20 protein-coding genes are annotated in these 19,787 nt (G+C 61.9%); 13 read left to right on the top strand and 7 right to left on the bottom strand.

Annotation, left to right across the window (positions count from 1 at the left end):
• Window positions 1-3: 3 nt before the first annotated feature.
• On the bottom strand, window positions 4-768 hold the full coding sequence (modA, locus tag QP965_RS03220) for a molybdate ABC transporter substrate-binding protein (protein ID WP_284844021.1): 765 nt from the start codon (window positions 766-768) through the stop codon (window positions 4-6).
• A 68-nt stretch (window positions 769-836) separates the two neighbouring features.
• Window positions 837-1,097 carry a DUF2249 domain-containing protein gene (locus tag QP965_RS03225; RefSeq protein ID WP_284844020.1) on the bottom strand — a complete coding sequence of 87 codons (261 nt, stop codon included), beginning with the start codon at window positions 1,095-1,097 and terminating at the stop codon, window positions 837-839.
• A 66-nt stretch (window positions 1,098-1,163) separates the two neighbouring features.
• Here QP965_RS03225 and QP965_RS03230 point away from each other — a divergent pair, with 66 nt between their 5' ends.
• From QP965_RS03230 to QP965_RS03240, 3 genes are read left to right on the top strand one after another with little or no spacing between them, the layout of a single operon-like run.
• Window positions 1,164-2,243 carry a DUF8744 domain-containing protein gene (locus QP965_RS03230; protein WP_284844019.1) on the top strand — a complete coding sequence of 360 codons (1,080 nt, stop codon included), beginning with the start codon at window positions 1,164-1,166 and terminating at the stop codon, window positions 2,241-2,243.
• Complete coding sequence (locus tag QP965_RS03235) at window positions 2,230-3,408, top strand: beta-carotene 15,15'-monooxygenase (protein ID WP_284844018.1); 1,179 nt, start codon at window positions 2,230-2,232, stop codon at window positions 3,406-3,408. The genes QP965_RS03230 and QP965_RS03235 overlap by 14 nt, the downstream gene beginning before the upstream one ends.
• On the top strand, window positions 3,409-4,776 hold the full coding sequence (locus QP965_RS03240) for a multicopper oxidase domain-containing protein (protein WP_284844017.1): 1,368 nt from the start codon (window positions 3,409-3,411) through the stop codon (window positions 4,774-4,776). It abuts the gene before it with no gap.
• Window positions 4,777-5,012: 236 nt separating this feature from the next.
• Here the strand turns inward: QP965_RS03240 and mobA are convergent, their stop codons facing one another.
• From mobA to QP965_RS03265, 5 genes are read right to left on the bottom strand one after another with little or no spacing between them, the layout of a single operon-like run.
• Window positions 5,013-5,600, bottom strand: a complete 588-nt coding sequence (mobA, locus tag QP965_RS03245; protein WP_284844016.1) for a molybdenum cofactor guanylyltransferase — start codon at window positions 5,598-5,600, stop codon at window positions 5,013-5,015.
• Window positions 5,600-6,079: a cyclic pyranopterin monophosphate synthase MoaC gene (gene moaC / locus QP965_RS03250; protein ID WP_198492889.1), complete on the bottom strand. Its 480-nt coding sequence runs from the start codon at window positions 6,077-6,079 to the stop codon at window positions 5,600-5,602. The genes mobA and moaC overlap by 1 nt, the downstream gene beginning before the upstream one ends.
• 9 nt (window positions 6,080-6,088) lie before the next feature.
• Entirely contained in the window at window positions 6,089-7,288 is a 1,200-nt protein-coding gene (locus QP965_RS03255) for a molybdopterin molybdotransferase MoeA (protein WP_284844015.1), read from the bottom strand.
• A 10-nt stretch (window positions 7,289-7,298) separates the two neighbouring features.
• Complete coding sequence (moaA, locus tag QP965_RS03260) at window positions 7,299-8,411, bottom strand: GTP 3',8-cyclase MoaA (RefSeq protein WP_284844014.1); 1,113 nt, start codon at window positions 8,409-8,411, stop codon at window positions 7,299-7,301.
• Between the two features lie 57 nt (window positions 8,412-8,468).
• Window positions 8,469-10,250 (bottom strand): long-chain fatty-acid--CoA ligase, encoded by a 1,782-nt coding sequence (locus QP965_RS03265; RefSeq protein WP_284844013.1) that lies wholly within the window; start codon window positions 10,248-10,250, stop codon window positions 8,469-8,471.
• Between the two features lie 354 nt (window positions 10,251-10,604).
• Between QP965_RS03265 and rho the strand changes: the two genes are divergently transcribed.
• The 10 genes from rho to QP965_RS03315 all read left to right on the top strand — a co-directional run bounded on the left by rho (window position 10,605) and on the right by QP965_RS03315 (window position 19,749).
• Window positions 10,605-12,440 carry a transcription termination factor Rho gene (gene rho / locus QP965_RS03270; RefSeq protein WP_284844012.1) on the top strand — a complete coding sequence of 612 codons (1,836 nt, stop codon included), beginning with the start codon at window positions 10,605-10,607 and terminating at the stop codon, window positions 12,438-12,440.
• Complete coding sequence (prfA, locus tag QP965_RS03275) at window positions 12,433-13,509, top strand: peptide chain release factor 1 (protein WP_239228092.1); 1,077 nt, start codon at window positions 12,433-12,435, stop codon at window positions 13,507-13,509. Before rho ends, prfA begins: the two co-directional genes overlap by 8 nt.
• Window positions 13,510-13,515: 6 nt before the next feature.
• On the top strand, window positions 13,516-14,352 hold the full coding sequence (prmC, locus tag QP965_RS03280) for a peptide chain release factor N(5)-glutamine methyltransferase (protein ID WP_284813911.1): 837 nt from the start codon (window positions 13,516-13,518) through the stop codon (window positions 14,350-14,352).
• A 32-nt stretch (window positions 14,353-14,384) separates the two neighbouring features.
• Window positions 14,385-15,053: an L-threonylcarbamoyladenylate synthase gene (locus QP965_RS03285; RefSeq protein ID WP_005327639.1), complete on the top strand. Its 669-nt coding sequence runs from the start codon at window positions 14,385-14,387 to the stop codon at window positions 15,051-15,053.
• A 13-nt stretch (window positions 15,054-15,066) separates the two neighbouring features.
• A complete protein-coding gene (locus QP965_RS03290; RefSeq protein ID WP_284844011.1) occupies window positions 15,067-16,242 on the top strand; it encodes an MraY family glycosyltransferase in 1,176 nt (391 codons plus the stop codon).
• A 73-nt stretch (window positions 16,243-16,315) separates the two neighbouring features.
• Window positions 16,316-16,693, top strand: coding sequence for a Cg1360 family ATP-synthase-associated protein (locus tag QP965_RS03295; RefSeq protein WP_284844147.1), 378 nt, complete (start codon window positions 16,316-16,318; stop codon window positions 16,691-16,693).
• Between the two features lie 458 nt (window positions 16,694-17,151).
• Window positions 17,152-17,964 (top strand): F0F1 ATP synthase subunit A, encoded by an 813-nt coding sequence (gene atpB, locus QP965_RS03300; protein ID WP_049361382.1) that lies wholly within the window; start codon window positions 17,152-17,154, stop codon window positions 17,962-17,964.
• A 103-nt stretch (window positions 17,965-18,067) separates the two neighbouring features.
• On the top strand, window positions 18,068-18,310 hold the full coding sequence (locus QP965_RS03305; protein ID WP_049361381.1) for an ATP synthase F0 subunit C: 243 nt from the start codon (window positions 18,068-18,070) through the stop codon (window positions 18,308-18,310).
• Between the two features lie 44 nt (window positions 18,311-18,354).
• Entirely contained in the window at window positions 18,355-18,927 is a 573-nt protein-coding gene (locus QP965_RS03310; protein ID WP_049361380.1) for a F0F1 ATP synthase subunit B, read from the top strand.
• A gap of 6 nt (window positions 18,928-18,933) precedes the next feature.
• On the top strand, window positions 18,934-19,749 hold the full coding sequence (locus QP965_RS03315; protein WP_179386382.1) for a F0F1 ATP synthase subunit delta: 816 nt from the start codon (window positions 18,934-18,936) through the stop codon (window positions 19,747-19,749).
• Window positions 19,750-19,787: the final 38 nt, after the last annotated feature.

Raw genomic sequence — 19,787 nt, forward strand, 5'->3', positions numbered from 1 at the left:
AGTCTACTCCGCTGGGGTGAAGCCGCGGTCGCGCCAGGTGGGCGCAAAGTCGCCGCTCAGGATATCGAGCACCGCGCGAGCCTGATCGGGGTGGGATGCATCCTTGGCTACGGCGCCCACGATCTGGTTAGAGAACTTCTCCGCGCCAGGAATGTCAATCACCTCGACATCATCGCCTGCCGCAGCGGCGTCGGTGGAGTAGACCCACCCTGCATCGGCCTCGCCCGAGGCAACCTTGCCTAATACGTCAGCTACCTGGCGCTCTTGGGAGGAAGGGTGGACGTCAAGGCGCTTATCGTCGATGATCTGGGAGGAGATATCGCCACAGGGAACTTGGGGATCGCAAAGCACGAAGTGATCGGAGTGGGGGAGATCCTCCACTGACTGGATTCCCGCCGGGTTGCCCTTGGGCACGACCATGACCATGACATTGGTGGCAAGCACCTCGGGCGTGGCAACCGTGCCATCCTGCACCGCCTTATCCATGGTCTTTTTCGATGCCGTGAGGAGAAGATCAGCCGGGGCGCCTTCGCGCAGCTTGCTTACCAAATCGGAGGAGCCGCCATTTTCAAAGTTCAGATTTACCGGCGGCGTGAGCTGGCCTGCGCGCTGACTTAGTTCGTCATTGATGACGCGGGTGGAGGATGCAGCTAGGACATTGAGCGTGGGAGCATCCGCGTCCTGGGCGGAGGTCGTTGACGTTGGGGGAGCGCAGGCCGCTAGGGCGAATGCGAGGGCGGCGAGGAGTGCGGCGGCGCGCTTCTTCATCTGCGGAGGGCTCCTTCTACAGCGGAGAGTGTGACCTATCCAGGATAGCCCTCCGCCCCGGCAATGGTTTAGCTCACGCGGGTGAACTTGATGTGGAAATCGTTTTCTTCTTCTTTGAGGTAATCGAGCTCGAATTTTTCCTCGCGTGCTTCGACTTCCTTGAGCAGAGGAACCGGGTTATGTGGGGCGATGAGGATCATTGCTTCGCCCACGTTGAGGGTGCCCAGCGCGCCATGGATGGCGCCGTGGCGAACGGCGTGCGGAATTTCGGAGGCGTTCAGGGTCGGGATGGAGTGCGGCTTATTGGCATCGGAAATGGGCAGTTGCATGGTTTGTAGTCCTTTCTTAAGGGGTGCGGTTTTCGCTCTGTTAGCAATATTAGTACGATAAAACCCGTGCAAAATAATAGCGTGGCGCATCGCCTCATCTTCCTCGCCTTCGCTGGCCTATCGCTGCTGGTGGGCCTAGCTGCGGGCGCCACTCTTTTGGGGTTGACCGCCACCCCTGGCGCGTCCTTTGCCGCCGACCACGGACCGCTCATGGTCTTCGGCTTCGTGGGCGGAGCCATCGGACTGGAGCGCACCGTCGCTGTGCGCACCTCCTGGGCATGGGCCGGGCCCGTGTTCCACGTCGCCGGCGTGCTGAGCATTCTCGCCGGCCTGCCGCGGGCGGTCCCGGCCGTGTGTTTTGCCGCGAGCTTCCTTGTCCTTGGCTTCATTTACGCCACCATCTATCGCCGTCAGGCGAGCCTTGCGATCTTGGTGCAGGCAGCCGGAGTTATCGGGGGAATAGCAGCAGCTGCCCTATGGGCCATGGGTCCGGGGTTCACCGCGGCGATGCCGTTGTGCGTCCTCTACGCCGTGGCCACCATCATCGGCGAGCGCATGGAACTAGCGCGCGTCACCATGGCCGGAACCCGCGCCGAAAACCACCTCACCCTTCTGGTTCTGGGGCTGGCGGCGGTCAGCGTCATCTACGTGCTTGCCCCTGCGGTGGGCTATCGCGCCATGGGCGTGGTGCTCATCGCCATCGCTGCGGCCACCGCGCGGGTAGACGTGGCCAAGAATCTGGTGCGCTCGCACGGCCTGCCGCGCTACTCGGCGGCGTGCATGTTGGCCGGCTACGGCTGGCTCGCCCTCGGCGGTTACCTCTGGCTGCTATACGGACAGTCCACCGGCTTTGCCTATGATGCCTCCGTGCACGCCATCTTCTTGGGCTTTGTCATGTCCATGATTTTTGCGCACGCTCCCATCATCTTCACCTCCGTTATCCGCCGCCGTTTGCCGTATCGCCCGGTGCTCTATGTGCCGGTGGCGCTCTTACATGGCGGCCTCGCGCTGCGCATTCTTGCCGATTGCGCCGAGCACACCTCGGCCCTCCACACTGGCGGGGTGGTTACGATAATCGCAGTGTTAGCATTTCTTGCCTGCGGCATTGCCTTGACTGCGAAGGAGGCGCGACGTGCGCATTCATGACGTATCCCTGGCCGTGCGCGGCCGCTGGCATACCCTGAGCGCCGCCGTTATTGGCTTGTGGATCCTTATTGGTCTCGGCCTACTCATTGCTGGCTCCTTGGGCGCTCCTGTGGTGTGGTGGGATATCATCCATCCCTTCACCATTGGTGCTCTGACCACGGCCATCATCGTCTTTTCCACCCATTTCACCGAGGCCTTGACCCGGACTGCGGGCGGGGACTACCGGGGCGTCGGCAGTCGCGTGGGCCTAGTGCAGCTCGGGCTTATCTTGCTGCTCATTGATAGGGCGGGGTATGACTGGGGCCCGCTTGCCGACGCCGCCTCTGCCCTCATCATCGCCGCCCTCACCTGGCACCTGTGGTTCGTTGCGCGGCGCCTTCGCGGCTCACTGTCTGGTTCTTTTGCCGTGACCGTGCCCTTTTATATCGCGGCGGCTGTGTTCATGATTGCCTCCGTGGTGCTTGTCATCCTCAGCGGTAATGGGGTGGGCGAGTACTCCCTCCTCGTCGGCGCCCACTCGCGCGGCATGGTCTGGGGCTTCGCGTGGCTGACCGTCATCGGCACGGTGGTTACGTTGCTCCCCACGCTATCGGCCACGGCGATTTCGCCCACCGCTCGCGCGCGGTGTACTCGCGCGCTCATCGTGCACTGCGTTGGCTTGTCCTTGGCGATGGCGCTGTACGCGGTGGGCCTTACCCGCGCCGCAGGCGTGGCCCAACTGCTCGTGGTCCTGGCGGCGGTGCTCATCATCCAGCCGGTGCTTGCCACCGTCATGGGGCGTTCGCCGCGGCTGACCACCGCCACCGTTGCTGTCATCGCCGGCCTGCTGTGGATGCTGGCGCTGTGCGCCGGCGATGCCATTTCCGCAGCGGTAGGCGCCTACCCGCGCACCATTACCCTGATTTTGCTACCCGCCTTTCTCGGTGCCGGCCTCTTGCAGTTGGTCACCGGGGTCCTGCACCACTTGCTACCGATCCTTACCGGCGCGCGTCCTAATACCGCGGAGCGCACCGGCTACGCCCGCCTGCTGCTCATCAACGTGGGCGGACTGCTGACATTGCTGGGCGCTACCGTGGCCGGGCTTATCATGATGGGGATAGGCCTTGCCGCCAACGTTATCGCCGTCGGCCGAGCCATCTACCTTAAGAAAAGACTGGAGAGTTAAATGCTGAGCGTTTCTTCCTCACAACCTGCGGACAAACCCGCACCCAAAGATTCCTCCTGGGCCTCATGGCTGCTCATCGGCATCGCGCTGGCGGCGGTCATCGCGCTCGCGGTGGTTAATTCCACTGGTAAGGGCTCGGAGTCCGCGGCACCGGTATCCTCTGGCGAAACGCAGACCATTGACGTGGGCGTAGACGGCATGGCCTTTACCCCCTCGTCCATCGATATCGACCCCGGCACCCACTTGGTGGTCAACTTCACCAACTCCGGCGACCAAGTCCACGACCTCAAGATTGGCGACGCCGAAACCGGCCGCGTCGACCCCGGCGAGACCGTCCAACTCGACGCCGGAGTCATCGACTCCTCCGAGGAAGGCTATTGCACCATCGCCGGCCACAAGATGCAGGGCATGACCTTCCAGGTCAACGTGGGAGACGGTGCCGCTGCAGGACATGACCATGCGGTGTCTTCTGCTAGCAACCCGCACGTAGACGTGCCAACCGCCGCCGAACTCGGCGCACAACGCGACGATTTTTCCGCCTTCGACGCCTCTTTGCAGCCGGCCGCTGAGACGAAGACGCACAAAGAGACCTGGACGATGACCGAGGAAGTCGTGGAGGTCGCCCCCGGCATCAAGCAGATGCGCTGGCTCTTCAACGGCCAAGCCCCTGGTCCCACCCTGCGCGGCAAGGTGGGCGATAAATTCGAAATCACCATCAAGAACGAGGGCTCCATGGCCCACTCCATTGACTTCCACGCCGGCGAGGTCAACCCAGATAAGACCATGAAATCCATCCAGCCGGGCGAGGAATTGACCTACAAGTTCACCGCGAACCGCTCCGGCATCTGGATGTATCACTGCTCCACGATGCCCATGTCCCTACACATCGCCAACGGCATGGCCGGCAATGTCATTATCGATCCGCCGGACCTTAAGCCCGTTGACGCGGAGTATAACTTCATGGCCACCGACATCTTCCTCGGCGAGGAATCCACCGGCGCCGACGCCCAGCGCGTTGCCGACGGCCGCTTCGACCTGATGGCCTTCAATTACTACCCTGGCCAGTATGACGCAGAGCCCATCAAGGCCAAGGTAGGCGATACCGTCCGTCTGTGGCTGACCAACCTAGGCCCCGACCAGCCGCTGAGCTTCCATGTTGTAGGCGAACAATTCGATACCGCCTACAAGGAAGGCGCCTACCTCATCAAGAATGAAGACTCCACCGGTTCACAAGCCCTTGACCTCCTCCCGGCGCAAGGCGGATTCGTCGAAATGACCTTCAACGAGCCCGGTACCTATTCCTTTGTCAACCACATCATGACTAACGCGGAGAAAGGCCAGCACGGCAAGTTCATCGTGACCGAGTAGCCCTCCCGCGGTTCGGCCCCTCCCGCTCCTCCTGTTCCTCCCGCCCTTCGCGCTCACCAGCGACCGTTCGTGGTCACATTTGATGCCCACCGTGAGCGCGAAGGGCGGGTTTGTGTATTCGTCCACCCCTCGCGCTCACGGAGGCGGCGATTTCGCGCTTGCTGCGGCTCCCAGTGAGCGCGAAGGGAGGGGAGGCGGAGACTTCTCCCTTGGCGGTCACCGGCGGAAGTGGAGGACTAGCCGAGCGGCTGCCGGTGAGCGCGAAGGGCGGTGTGGGGAGGCAACGCAGGAAGCTCGCGCAGCTCCGCACGGGTATCGTAGTCGCGTTCGGCGCCGGTGCCGGGAATCTCGATGAAATTGGCGCCACGGATGAGGCGGCGGACGGAGACGTTCCGAGTCGTAGGAAGGGATTCGAGCTGAGCGTGGAGCGCGGGAGCGCGCCAGAGGGAACACAGCGGCTGGAGGTAGCCGTCGGCGGCGCGGGTGAGTACGGCATCAGCAGAGGAGGAAGCGAGGGTCGAGCGCAGATGAGGAAGGAGCCGCGGCGAATCGGGGGCATCCACGGCGAAGAGGGCGAGTTCGGAGCAGTGGGATAACGCCTGGGCGCCGGCCGCGATGCCGGCGACGGGACCACCGTAGAGCGGTGACTCGCACACCTGGGGCACGCCGAGGCAATGCGGGGAGACAGCTACGGCCGGGATGCCGTAGGGAAGCTGGGCGAGCAGGCGGTCGACAAAGCGCGTGCCGTGGACAAGAAGGGAGGCCTTATCGGCGCCGCCCATGCGCCTGCCGTGGCCGCCGGCGAGGATGACCGCGCCGAGCATTAGGACTCCGGGAGGGTGCGGGACCAGTCCCCGGAGCGGCCGCCGGATTTCGCCACGATTCCGCAGCGGCGGATATAGGCGGAGCGGTCCACGCCCTTAACCATGTCGATAATGGCGAGCGCGGAAACATTTACGGCCGTCAGCGCCTCCATTTCCACGCCGGTGCGGTCGGCGGTGCGGACGGTGGCGGAGATGGAAACGTGGTCGTCGGCAAGCGTGAGCTCCACTGCACAGCCGTGTACGCCGATGGTGTGTGCCAAGGGAAGTAGCTCGGGGACCTTCTTGGCGGCCGAAATGCCGGCGATGCGGGCGACGGCGAGGACATCGCCCTTGGGTACGGTGCCATCGCGCAGCGCGGTCATCACCTCGGGGGAACAAGCGACCTCGCCCTCCGCAGTGGCGGTGCGCACGGTGGGCTGCTTCTCGGTGACGTCGACCATGTAGGCGGCGCCGTCAGAGTTCAGGTGGGTAAATTCCATGGTTGCTCCTTAATACAAATAAACGGTGATGTCCTCGCCCACGGCCGGCGGCTCGGAGTCGATGAGGCAAAAGCCATTGCTGCCGGCCAGCGACACGATGCGGTGACTGCCGTGGGGCAGGTGCGAGGTGATGGCGGGCGCTGCCTGAAAGTCTACGGTGACCGGAACAATGGTCGGCCGGCCGCGGGAGGCGGGAAGGCGCGTGTCCACTCGGGCGCGCAGGTTGACCCGTTGGCGTGGCGCGGGGTGTCCGGACAGTGCGGCGATAAGTGGCCGGGCATACAGCTGAAAATCGACGAAGGCTGCCACAGGGTTTCCGGGCAAGCACAGAACCGGGGTGTTATTCCACAGGGAGTAGCCCTGCGGGGCACCCGGGCGCTGGTCGACGTGCCCGAACCACGCGGAATCCGTGCGCCCAAGTACGGTGTGGACGACGTCGAAGGCGCCGGCTGATACGCCACCCGAGGTGATGACGAGGTCGTGGGACGGGGCTAGCTCATCTAGCGCAGAGGCTAGGTCCGCAGGGGCATCGCCCACATGGACGTGTGTATCTGCGCCACAGAGAGCGGCGAGCATCGGGCCATTGGAATCCGGCAGCTGGCCGGGGGCGAGCTGCGCTGGGGAAGAGACGAGTTCTTCGCCGGAAGAAATGACCGCGATGCGGGGTCGGCGAAAGGCCGTAACGGTATATACGCCGGCGGAGGTGAGGGCGGCGATGACGGCGGCATCGATAAGCGTGCCGGCGGTGGCGACTGGCGCGCCGGGCTGGATGTCCTCGCCGGCGGGGCGGATATGCGACTTGGCGGGGGCCTCCGTGATGGTGACCTCGTCCGGAAGTGCTACCGGGCCGGCCGGGGTGGTGGTGTCTTCCACGGGAACGACGAGCATTCCTGCGGTATCGGCCACGGGGGCACCGGTCATGATGCGAACGGCGTGGCCGGCGGGGACATCGATGGGAGCCGCGCCGGCCGGTACATCGCCGGCGACGGGGAGGCTCCATGGTGCGGAGGAGGAGAGATCCGCGGCATGGACGAGGAAGCCATCCATCGCCGAGTTGGCGTGGGGTGGCACGGGAAAGCGCGCGGTGGCGTCGGCAGCGAGGACGCGGCCGCTGAGGGAGGCGTCGACGGGCGCGGACCCAGCCGGTGGAGTGGAAGCCAGCGCGAGTACGGCATCGAGATGCGCGGAGATGCTGCGGGGCGTGGACATAAGATTCAGGTTAGCCGCCAATGGCGGACATCGGACGGTCCGGTTGGAGAAAGCCTTCGTCGTCAATGCCGTGGCCCGGCTTTTTGGCCCACATTTCCCCGGCCCAAGCTTCCATGATGTCCTCATCGCTCGCACCGGAGCGCAGCAGGTCTCGCAGCGGGGTTTCGGAATTGCCAAAGAGGCAATTGCGAATGGCGCCGTCAGTAGTAAGGCGGGTGCGGTCGCAGTTGCCGCAGAAAGGGTGGGTGACCGAGGCAATGATGCCCAGCGTGCCGCGCGTGCCATCCGGAGCGCTAACCTCCCACAGGGCGGCGGGGGCGGAGCCGCGTGGTTCGCGTGCCGGCGCCATGGAAAAGTGGGTGCGCAGGCGGGCGAGGATGTCCTCGGCCGTGACCATGTCCTCGCGGCGCCACTGCTCGCGGGGCCCGAGCGGCATCTGCTCGATGAAGCGGAGCTGGGCGCCGTGGTGGACGGCATAGTCCGCCAGTGGGACTATGTCTTCTTCGTTGACCCCGGGCATGACCACGGCGTTTATCTTGATGGGATGCAGGCCCGCGGCATCCGCGGCGGCGATGGCCTGCAACACGTGGTCGAGCCGATCGCGGCGGGTGAGTGCGGCGTAGCGCTCGCGGTCGATGGTGTCGAGCGAGATATTGATGCGGTCGAGCCCGGCCGCGGCGAGGGCGCCGGCGCGCTTTTCTAGGCCAAGCCCGTTGGTGGTCAGCGCGGTGGATGGGGAGCGGCCTTGGTCAGTGCGCAGCTGTTTGGTCGCAGCAATAATTTTCTCCAGCGACTTGCGCAGCAGGGGCTCGCCGCCGGTAAAGCGCACCTGGCGGATGCCCAGCTTGCCGACGCCTATCCGGATCAGCCGGATGGTTTCCTCATCGCTTAAGGTTTGCTCTGTGGGCATCCACTCCAAGCCTTCGGCCGGCATGCAATAGGTGCAGCGCAGGTTGCAGCGATCCGTCAGCGAGACGCGCAGGTCACGGGCCTGGCGTCCATAGCGATCCACCAGTGCGCGCGTGCCATCAGCGGCCGGTGCAGGCAGATCCGCCGGCGGTTTCGCTCGGCCCACGGTAGGCAGGGGCAGGGAAACCACGGGCTGCTGGGAGGAAGGGGTCATTGGTGCCAGTCTAAGAGAGGGGACGAGGTACACCAAGCTGCAACGGCGAATTTATTCCTAGTTTTCCCGGCTTAAATCGGCGGCGTTGGTGACGTCGAGCCGCTGGGATTCACCCGGGCCCTTGAGGCGGATGATGTTGTACTCGCCCTCTGCCAGGTGGGCGCGCAAATCTTTCTTATCGAACTTGCCCACGGATGTCTTATCGATGGACTTCACAAAGGTCCAATACTCTGGCAGCATCCAGCTCGGCAGTTCCTTGCGCATGCTGGCGCGCAGGCGTTCTGCGGTCTCGATGGTGGGCGAGGCGCCCTCGGCCAATACTGTGACGGCGAGTGGGCGCTCGACCCATTGCTTATCGGGGTAGCCGATGACGGCGGCCTCGACGACAAGCTCGTCGGACATGATGAGGTTTTCTAGCTGCACGGAATAGATCCATTCGCCGCCGGAGCGAATGACATCGCGGGCGCGGTCCTCCACGGTAAGGAAGCCGTCCTTGGTAACAGAGCCGACGTCGCCAGTGCGCAGCCAGCCATCGGCGGTGAACTTATCCTCAGCGGCCTCGACTTGCTTGCCGCGGAATTCGGAGGCGATTTCGCCCGGCTCAGCGGTGGGCGAGTGGTAGTAGGAACCGGTGACCAGGTTGCCGCGCACCTGCAGCTCGCCGGCATTGCGGTCGGTGCGGGCGACGACTTGCCCGTCGTTGACCACGCGGTATTCCAGTGAGGCGGGGATGCGGCCTTGGGATACGCGGTAGGCCCAGCGGGTATCGCCGGAGGCGCCCTGGGGCGGGCGGGCAACGCTGCCCACGGTGGAGGTTTCCACCATGCCCCACACGTGGACCACATCGACGCCGTAGCGCTCCTCCCACATCTTGATCAGCGTCGGCGGGACGGGGGAGCCGCCGGCGTAGATCTCGGTGAGCGTCATGCGCTCTGGTGGATGGTGCATGTAGTGGACAAAGAGCTGGATCCAGATGGTAGGCACGCCGTGTGCCACGCGCGGAGAGGTAGCGGCGATGGCCTTGGCAAGGGTGGGGGCGGACACGTCGGCGTCGGGAAGCACCAGCGGGGTGCCCGTCATGAAACAGGTGAAGGGAACGCCCCAGCTGAGCACGTGGCAGATGGGAATGCAGCACAGGAAGGTCTCGCCGTGGGTAATGCACAGCGAGTCCGAGGAACGCAGCTGCATGGCCTCCAAATAGAGGGACCGGTGCGAATACAGCACTCCCTTGGGGGCACCCGTGGTGCCCGTGGAATAGCACAGCGCCGCGGCCGTGCGCTCATCTAGCTCGGGCCAGTCATAGACGGTAGAGCGGCCGTCGATAAGAGCCTCGTAGGAATACACCTCAACCCCGCGGGGGAAAAGGTGGGCAAACTGCTGCGCTGGTTGGGCGCCGGTGATGATGACGCTTCCCACGGAGTCGGTGCCCACGAGCACCTTGCCTAGCTGTTGCGCTAAGCGGGGATCGCACACGATGGCGGAGATTTCCGCATGGTTAATAATGTGGCGAATCTGGTCATTCATCAGCTGTTTATTCAGCGGGGCAAAAATCGCGCCCTTGCAGGCGGTGCCAAACATAACCTCCAAGTGCTCGGCGCAATTCCACATAAAGCTGCCCACGCGCTCATCGCTGGTGATACCCAATTCATCGTGAATGGCGTGGGCGAACGCGGCGGCGCGGGCAGCGATATCGCGGAAGGTAACTTCCTCGGCCGGATCGAATTCCGAGCCGGTGCCCTCACCGTGCCAAGTAGTAACCGTGGTGTCCCCGTGTACCGAGGCACCGTATTCCAAAATGCGGGTCAGGGAGAGGGGGATATCCATCATCGTGGAAAGCATGCCTCTACTGTAGCGGTGTCATGGTGCGGGCGTTGCGCCCTATGCGTTATACTTGTTCGCGACTGGTAGGAAACCGGAAAGTTTTAGCTCCCCTTTCCTATGCATTCGGGCCCAGAGAAGTATTTTGCCCGCAGTCGTTTCTTGATTTCTTCCGGTTCGCGCACTAGCTGTGCGAAGTCTCCATAAGGACACGGAAGAGGCCTCATACTTATTGCCCGGCAGGACGCGCATGCGCCTTGGCACGAGGGCGAGAAGTCCTAGAAAAATACACATTGGCTTCCAGTGCAACGCCGCGAGCAAAGGCTGCGGCGGCTCCCGCATAATCGGACCTGGTCAAGCAACGAAAGGATATCCGTGAGCGAAACGGACAACACCGCAGCACAGGATCTTGCATCCCTGAAGCTGCCGGAATTGCGCAAAATGGCCGCAGAGCGCGGCCTACGTGGTGTCTCTGCCCTGCGCAAGGGGGATCTCATCACCGCTATCAAGACCGGAAAGGTTCCGCCTAAGGCCAAGGCCAAGGTGGAAAAGGCCGCTCAGGTAGAAAAGGCGGAAAAGGCAGAGAAGCCTGAGAAGGCAGATAAGCCGCAGGAAAATGCGCCACAGAAGGCGGAAAAGCAGGAAGAATCCAGCGAGAAGCAGGATAACCGCCAGCAGGGATCTGGCGAGGAGCAGCGCTATGAGTCGCGCTCCCAGGCCCGCCGCGCTCGCCGCAACCGCGCCCGCCGCCAAGAGCGTCAGGAGCGCCAGGAACGGCAAGAGCGCGAGGAGCGCAACCGCAACGAGGAGCAGGGCGGCACTAAGGACAACCGCGACAATAACTCCCAGGACGGCTCCGATAATCAGGGCGAGAAGAATGACCGCGGCGATAATAAGCAGCGCGGCAATCGCCACGAGGACAACAATAACCACGAGCGCGGCAACCGCCGTGGGCGCCGCAACCGCCGCAACCGCCGCGGCCGCGGAAATAATAATGACAATAACGGCGGCAACGATTTGCAGGTCCGCGAGGGCGATGAGCTGCAGGCCGTCGGCGGCATCTTGGATGTCGTAGACAATAATGTCGCCTTCCTGCGCACCACGGGCTACCGCGCCGCGGCTTCCGACGTCTTTGTGAACAACGGCATCGTCCGCCGCTTGGGCCTGCGCTCTGGTGACGCCATCACTGGCCAGGTCAAGGTCTCCGGCCCGACGCATACGCACGGCAATGGCCGCAACCGTCGCAAGTACAACCAGCTGGTACAGGTCGATACCGTCAACGGCATCGATCCGGAAGGCGCAAAGCAGCGCCCGCACTTTAATAAGCTCACCCCGCTGTATCCGAATAGGCGCTTGCGTTTGGAAACGGATCCGAAGATCCTCACCACCCGCGTCATTGACCTCATCATGCCGATTGGTAAGGGCCAGCGCGCGCTTATCGTCTCCCCGCCAAAGGCTGGTAAGACGACGATTCTGCAGAATATCGCCAACGCGATTTCTACCAATAACCCGGAGTGCTACCTCATGGTCGTTCTCGTAGACGAGCGCCCTGAGGAAGTTACGGACATGCAGCGCTCCGTCAACGGTGAGGTTATTGCCTCCACCTTTGACCGCCCGCCATCAGAGCACACCTCCGTGGCAGAGCTGGCTATCGAACGCGCCAAGCGCCTGGTGGAGCAAGGCAAGGACGTCGTGGTTCTGCTGGATTCCATTACCCGCTTGGGTCGCGCTTATAACAATTCCTCCCCGGCTTCTGGCCGCATTCTCTCCGGCGGCGTGGACTCTAACGCGCTCTACCCGCCAAAGCGCTTCCTGGGTGCCGCCCGCAATATCGAAGAGGGCGGTTCGCTGACGATTATCGCCACCGCCATGGTGGAGACCGGCTCTACCGGCGATACCGTCATCTTCGAGGAATTCAAGGGCACGGGCAACGCCGAGCTGAAGCTGGACCGTGGCATCTCTGAGCGCCGCGTCTTCCCAGCCGTGGACGTTAACCCGTCCGGTACTCGTAAGGACGAGCTGCTGCTCGTACCAGAGGAAGCACGCATCATGACCAAGCTGCGTCGCATCCTCTCCGCCCTGGATTCCCACCAGGCCATTGACCTGCTCATTAAGCAGCTGAAGAAGACCCGCTCCAATGGCGAGTTCTTGATGCAGGTGGCCTCCTCGGCCCCGATGGCTGCGGATAAGGATGAAGAAGATTATGTCTAATCAGGTTTCACTCGTTGATGACATCGTGTCCGAGTACCAGGGCATTGAGATGCAGATGGCCGATCCGGAAGTAGCCGGCGACCAGAAGCAATTCCGCAAGCTCTCCAAGCGCTACGCGGAGCTGCGACCCATCATCATGGTCAATGATGAGCTCACCCAGGCGCGCGAGGATCTCGCCGATGCCAAGGAGATGGCCTATGAGGACCATGACTTCCAGGAGGAAGCGGACCGGCTAGAAAAGTCCGTGGAGAACTTGGAAGAAAAGCTCGCTGACCTGCTCGCGCCGCGCGATGAGCAGGATTCCGAGGACATCATTATGGAAATCAAGGCCGGCGCGGGCGGCGAAGAAGCAGCCCTCTTTGCCGGTGACTTGGCCCGCATGTACGAGCGCTATGCGGATAAGACGGGCTTTAATTGGGAGGTCTTGGGCCTCAATGAGTCCGATCTGGGCGGCGTGAAGGATATGACCATTTCCTTCCGCTCCAAGTCCCCGTCGCGCGATGGTGCATGGTCCGTATTCAAGTTTGAGGGCGGCGTGCACCGCGTACAGCGCGTTCCGGTCACTGAGTCCCAGGGCCGCATCCAGACCTCTGCCGCCGGCGTGCTGGTCTACCCGGAGCCGGAAGAGGTCGAGTCCGTCAATATCGATGACAAGGATATTCGCGTCGACGTTTACCGCTCTTCCGGTAAGGGCGGTCAGGGCGTGAACACCACCGACTCCGCGGTGCGTATCACCCACCTGCCCACTGGGCTTATCGTGACCTGCCAGAAGGAGCGTTCCCAGATTCAAAACAAGGCGCGTGCGCTGCAGGTCCTGCAGGCCCGCCTGGATCAGATGGAGCGCGAGGCCCGCGAGGCTGAGGCCGGCGAGCAGCGCGCCTCCCAGGTGCGCACCATGGACCGTTCCGAGCGCATCCGCACCTATAACTGGCCGGAAAACCGCATCACGGATCATCGCATTGGTTACAAGGCCAATAACTTGGATTCTGTGTTGAATGGCGACATGCATGACCTTATTAAGGCCCTGCAGGACCAAGAGCGTGCCGAGCGCCTCGAGGCCGAGGGTTAAACCAGCGTGGATAACACGTATGGACAGGCGCTGCGCCGCGGGGTGCAGCGCCTTCGTGCTGCCGGGGTGGCCAGCCCTGAATGGGATGCACGCATTATGGCCGCGCACCTCATCCACTGCGGCCACATGGATATCCCGCTCAATCAGTCTTCTATGCCCGGCTTCGACGTGGCCTTTGATGCGCTGCTTCGCCGCCGGGAGGACCGCGAGCCTTTGCAGTACGTGTTAGGCAGCGCCTGGTTCGGCCCGCTGGAGCTCAAGGTGGGCCCGGGCGTGTTTATCCCGCGGCCGGAAACCGAGGTTATGGCGGACTGGGCGGTGCGCAATGCGGAAGGCCCGCGGCTGGTTGATTTGTGCACCGGCACGGGCGCGTTGGCGCTCTACCTCCACCACTATCTGCCTGACGCGCAGGTGAAGGCAGTGGAGTTTGCCGACGCCGCCCTAGCCTATACCCAAGCCAATACCCGTAACACCGGGGTAGAGGTCATCCAGGCTGACGCCACGGTCGACGATACTTTGGCGGAATGGAATGGGACCGTGGACCTGCTCGTGACCAACCCGCCCTATGTGCCAGAGACCTCGGATCTTGAACCGGAGGTCTATCATGACCCGCATAACGCGGTCTTTGCCGGTACGGATGGGATGGGGGTCATCACAGGCCTTATCCCGACCATTGCGCGCCTTGTACGCCCAGGCGGCAAGTTAGCCATCGAACACGACGATTCCACGAGCGAGGCCGTACAAGCCGCATTGGTCCGCCACGGCGGCTTTGAACAGATCGCCCCGCTGCAAGACCTGACGGGAACGCCCCGCTTTGTCACTGCGGTGCGCGGGGTAGACTAAGACACCATTGAGGGCAAGAAGGGGAAAAGATTATGCAAGGAAAGATTTTTAACTGCGCCGATGATGCCGAGCGCGAAGAGGGGATGAATATTGCGGTCAAGGCTGCGCAATCCGGCCGCCTTGTGGTCATGCCCACCGATACGCTCTACGGTCTCGGCTGCGATGCTTTTGATAATGATGCCGTAGCCAACCTCTTGGCCACCAAGCAGCGCGGCCCGGATATGCCGGTGCCGGTTTTAGTGGGGTCCTGGGATACCGTTCGCGGCCTCGTTGCTTCCTATACCGATACCGCGCGTGACTTGGTTGAGGCCTTCTGGCCCGGTGGCCTGTCCATCGTAGTCCCGCAAGCACCATCGCTGCCGTGGAACCTTGGCGATACCCGCGGCACCGTGATGCTGCGCATGCCGTTGCATCCCATTGCCATCGAGTTGCTGCGCGAGGTTGGCCCCATGGCTGTCTCCTCCGCCAATATTTCTGGCCACCAGCCGCCGACCACGGCGCTCATGGCGAAGCAGCAGCTTGGTAAAGCCGTGACGGTTTACTTGGATGGGGGAGAGACGGCCGTCGGCAAGCCCTCGACCATCATTGATCTCTCCGGCGAGCGCCCGTATCTGCTGCGAGAAGGGGCACTCTCGGCCGAGGAAATCGGCGAGGTCATTGGCGTCGACGCGCAGACCCTGCGTACCCGCCCACAGGCTTAAGGGAGGAATGCGCGTGAGCGGCAGTGGTGTACCGCTGCGCGAGCTGGCCCTCGTCATCCTCGTCGCAGCAGCATTTACGTATCTCACCACCGGCGTGGTGCGCTCCGTTTTGGTGCGCACCGGCCGCGTGGCGGAGATTCGCCTGCGCGACGCCCACACGCAGCCCACCCCGCGCATGGGTGGGGTGGCCATGTTTACCGGCTTCGCGGCGGCGATATTCCTCGCAGCCCAGCTTCCAGCCTTGACTCGGGGTTTTATGCCCGTCACTCCGGAGATGAATGCGGTGCTCTGGGCGGCCCTGGCGCTAGTGCTTGTCGGAGTGGTCGATGACTTGGTGGAGCTGAGTGCCATAGTGAAGCTGTTTGGCCAGCTCTTTGCTGCCACCTTGATGAGCGGGCTGGGCCTTACCTGGACCCTGCTTTTCATCCCTTTTGGCGGCGGCACCACGGTCGTCCTCGACCAATTGCAAAGCACCCTGCTCACCGCTTTCTTTACCGTTCTGCTCATCAATGCCATCAACTTTGTCGACGGCCTCGATGGCCTAGCGGCAGGCCTTGGCATGATTGCGGGCGGGGCAATTCTGGTGTTTTCTTTGACCGTTCTCCATGACCAAGGCGGTGCGGTCTCGGCCTACCCACCGGCCATCATCAGCGCTGCCTTGGTGGGAATGTGCGCTGGATTCTTGCCGCATAACTTCGAACCGTCGCGCATCTTCATGGGGGATTCTGGCTCGATGCTTATTGGTCTCTTGCTCGCTGCGGCCTCGACTTCTGCGTCTGGCAAGATCAACATGTCTCTTTACGGCACGGTGGACATTGTCGCCTTGATGTCGCCCATCATCGTTGTGGTCGCAGCGGTGTTTATTCCAGTCCTGGACCTTGTCTGGGCCGTCATTCGCCGCCTGTCCCAGGGGCGCTCACCGTTTTCTGCGGATAAGGCGCACATCCATCACCGCCTACTCTCGCTCGGCCATACCCACCGCCGGACCGTGCTGGTCCTTTATCTGTGGGTCTCCGCCGTAGCCTTCGGCGCGGTGTCCTTTTCCATCGTGCCCGCACCAGTGGCCATTGGTGTTACCGTCGTTGCCTTGCTCCTCGCGTTCGCGGCGACCCTCGTCCCTTTACGCCAAGGAAAGATTGGGCCTGCTGCGCGAGAGACCGTCGTGGTGAAGGAATCCGAGCCCTCGTGAGGTAGGGTGTGTAGCCGTGAGTGAAGCACAAGCGACTACGCAACCCTCGGAATTTGATGACCACCGCCGTCCCATGCAAAGGGCGGTCAGACTGGGCGGCCTAGCCCTGCTGGTCATTACGGTGGTCTCCTTGGCTGTCTGGGGCGGTATCAGCGGTCTCCCCGGCATTTGGGGAGTCCTGGTCGGTGCCGCTATCGGTGGCGGCTTCGTCTTGTTCACCGCTTTGTCGGTTTTGCTGACCGCCAATACCACTCCTGCCAACACCATGGCCGTGGTGCTGGGCGGTTGGCTGCTCAAGGTCATCGTCTTGGTCATGGTGCTTCTCGTAATCCGAGATATGGATTTCTATGACACCATGGCGCTGTTCGTAACCGTCATGCTGGCACTTTTTGCCACCTTGGGCACGGAGGTGTGGGCAGTAGTTACCTCGCGCGTCACCTACGTCTCGTAATAGGGAAGAGGCCTTTGTTGGGGCCCACCGCTTTTCTGGAAGGAAAGGTAGTGGGCCCTTTTGCTCTGTGTGCATGCAATCGTTTCTGTTGTGGTTACCCCCGTCAAGGTGGGGAAATAGGCAGGTGTGATGAACTCCACGTAGCAGGATTTAGGCAGAATGTGGCCTTTTTGTTGTGAATTTGTGGCGGAATTGGGCCCGCAGCGGTGAAACTAGGCTCGTTAGTGGCCCCCCACGTGCGAAAACTCTTGATCTAACTGATACGCTTTTCTTCGGGTTACCGCGGGCTAGCGCAAAAGCTGGCTTTCGCAGCGGTGAATCCCTGTCTTACGCACGCTGATGTGCGACGGAGTCCGTGTGTGAGGCAGAGAGTTTGAGACGTCCATCGCACCACACGGCCTTCGACAAGCTGTGTGGCCCGAACACGGGAGAGAACGCTGAGCGTTACAACATTGGCCATGAAGGGTAGCTTTCACGCACCCGAACTGGACCCAGAATTTTTCCCGGGGCACGTAACCGATGATGGCGGAGTCGTTGACCTCTGGTTGAGCGATTTTGCCAACGGTTGGTTCGCTTTGGATCGCATCATGCTCGTTCGCCTTCTGATGGCGGCCGTGCTGGTGCTCCTATTTGTTGTCGCCTTCAGGAACCCCAAGCTGGTTCCTAAAGGAATTCAAAACGTAGGCGAGCATGCGATTGACTTCGTGCGAGTTCAGATCGCAGAAGACATCTTGGGCAAGAAGGAAGGACGTCGCTTCCTTCCACTTTTGGCCTCTATCTTCTTTGCAGTTTTGTTCTGGAACCTCACAACTATTGTGCCGGGTCTGAACATTTCTCCGAACGCCCGTATCGGTATGCCAATCGTCTTGGCAGCTGTTGCGTATATCGCCATGATTTACGCCGGCGCTAAGCGCTATGGCTTTGGCAAGTTCATCAAGTCCTCGGTGGTCATTCCTAACCTGCCGCCGGCCTTGCACATTCTTGTCGTGCCGATTGAGGCTTTCTCTACGTTTGTTATGCGCCCAGTCACCCTGGCTCTTCGTCTTATGGCGAACTTCCTGGCTGGCCACCTCATTTTGGTCCTGTTGTACTCGGCTACGAACTTCTTCTTCTTCCAGTTCAACGCCTGGACCGCAGTGGGTGGCTTGACCCTGGTCGCAGCGGTTCTGTTCACGCTTTACGAGCTTATCGTCATCTTCTTGCAGGCATACATCTTTGCCCTGCTGACGGCGGTATACATCGAATTGTCGTTGCATGCAGATTCGCACTAACAACAACGCGAACCTCGCGGTTAACTAAATACCCCAAAATCAAACCAACACCGCCCCGCAGGACACTCCCGCGGGATATACATTGAAAGGGAACGACTTTCACATGAACGAGATCATCCTGGCTCAGGACGCAGCAACCACCTCCTTCGACGGCCTTCAGTCCCTCGGCTACGGCCTGGCCACCATCGGCCCGGGCCTGGGCATCGGCATCCTCGTTGGCAAGACCGTTGAGGGCATGGCACGCCAGCCTGAGATGGCCGGCCAGCTGCGTACCACCATGTTCCTGGGTATCGCCTTCGTTGAGGCACTTGCCCTCATCGGCCTCGTTGCAGGCTTCCTGTTCTAAAGAACGCTTTACACAAGTAAATCGAACTTTAAGAACGGAGACCCATGAACAACGTCATTTACTACCTTGCAGCAGAAGGAAGTGAGCACCTGCCGCTGGAGAGCGGCAACTCCATCCTTCTGCCCAAGATGTACGACTTAGTCTGGTCAATCATTCCGTTCGCCATCATCTTGCTGATTTTCGCGAAGTTCGTTCTTCCGAAGTACAGCCAGATGCTGCAGGAGCGTGAAGACCGGATCGAGGGCGGCTTGAAGCGTGCCAAGGCCCAGCAGGCCGAGGCTAAGGCTGCTCTGGAAAAGTACAATGCTCAGCTGGCCGATGCCCGTGCAGAGGCAGCCGAGATCCGCGAGCAAGCGCGCGAGCGCGGTAAGCAGATTGAGGCCGAGGCTAAGACCAACGCGGAAGAAGAGTCCCGCCGCATCGTCGCCAATGGCGAGAAGCAGCTGGAGGCTTCCCGCTCGCAGGTTGTTACTGAGCTGCGTTCCGAAATGGGCCAGAACTCCATCAACCTGGCGGAGAAGATTCTGGGCGGCGAGCTTTCCGACGCCTCTAAGAAGTCCTCCACCATTGATGGCTTCTTGTCCGAGCTCGACTCTGTGGCACCGGCCGGAAAGTAGGCAACTATGAAGGCAGCTAGCCGCGAAGCACTCGCAACCTCGCAAACCCGCTTGGATGAAATCCTGGCAGGCGACAACAATGTCGCCACCGCCGCGCAGGCGGGCCTGGATATCTTCGAGGTTGTCGATGTCTTGGATGCAGACCGCGAATTGCGCGTTGCATTCACCGATATCGCCGCCCCGAGCGAGGCACGCAAGTCCCTGGCAGAGACCCTGTTCGGCTCCAAGATTTCCGATGGCGCATTGCGCATCATCCAGGAAGCTGCGGCCGCACAGTGGTCCACCCCGAAGGACTTTGTCAAGGGATTGGTGTCCCTGGGCCGCCGCGCATTGCTGCGCGGTGCTGAGGCGCAGGGTCAGCTGGGCCAGGTAGAAGACGAGCTCTTCCGCCTGTCTCAGATCCTTGACCGTGAGGGCGAGCTCACCCAGCTGCTTTCCGACCGAACTGCTGATTCCGCCCGCAAGCGCGGATTGCTGGCAAACGTGCTCTACGGCAAAGTCACGATGTTTACTGAGGCCCTCGTGCTTCAGGCCATCTCCCGCCCAGAGCAGAACCCGATCGATGATGTCGCCGCACTGGCTGATTCTGCAGCTGACCTGCAGGACCGCACCATTGCGCGCGTTACCGCAGCGGGTGAACTAAACGAAGGCCAGCAAGCAGTACTCGCTGAGAAGCTGGGCAAAATTTATGGTCGTGCGATGTCCATTCACTCTGAGGTTGACACCAGCCTCCTCGGTGGCATGCGCATCCGCGTCGGCGATGAAGTCATTGATGGCTCCACGGCAGGCAAGATTGCCCGCCTGCGTGCCCAGATGGCGTAGCCGAAACGACAGAAACGATTTAAGTAAGTGCTGGAAGA

The organism is Corynebacterium sp. MSK074 (assembly GCF_030229735.1).
Taxonomy (GTDB): Bacteria; Actinomycetota; Actinomycetes; order Mycobacteriales; family Mycobacteriaceae; genus Corynebacterium.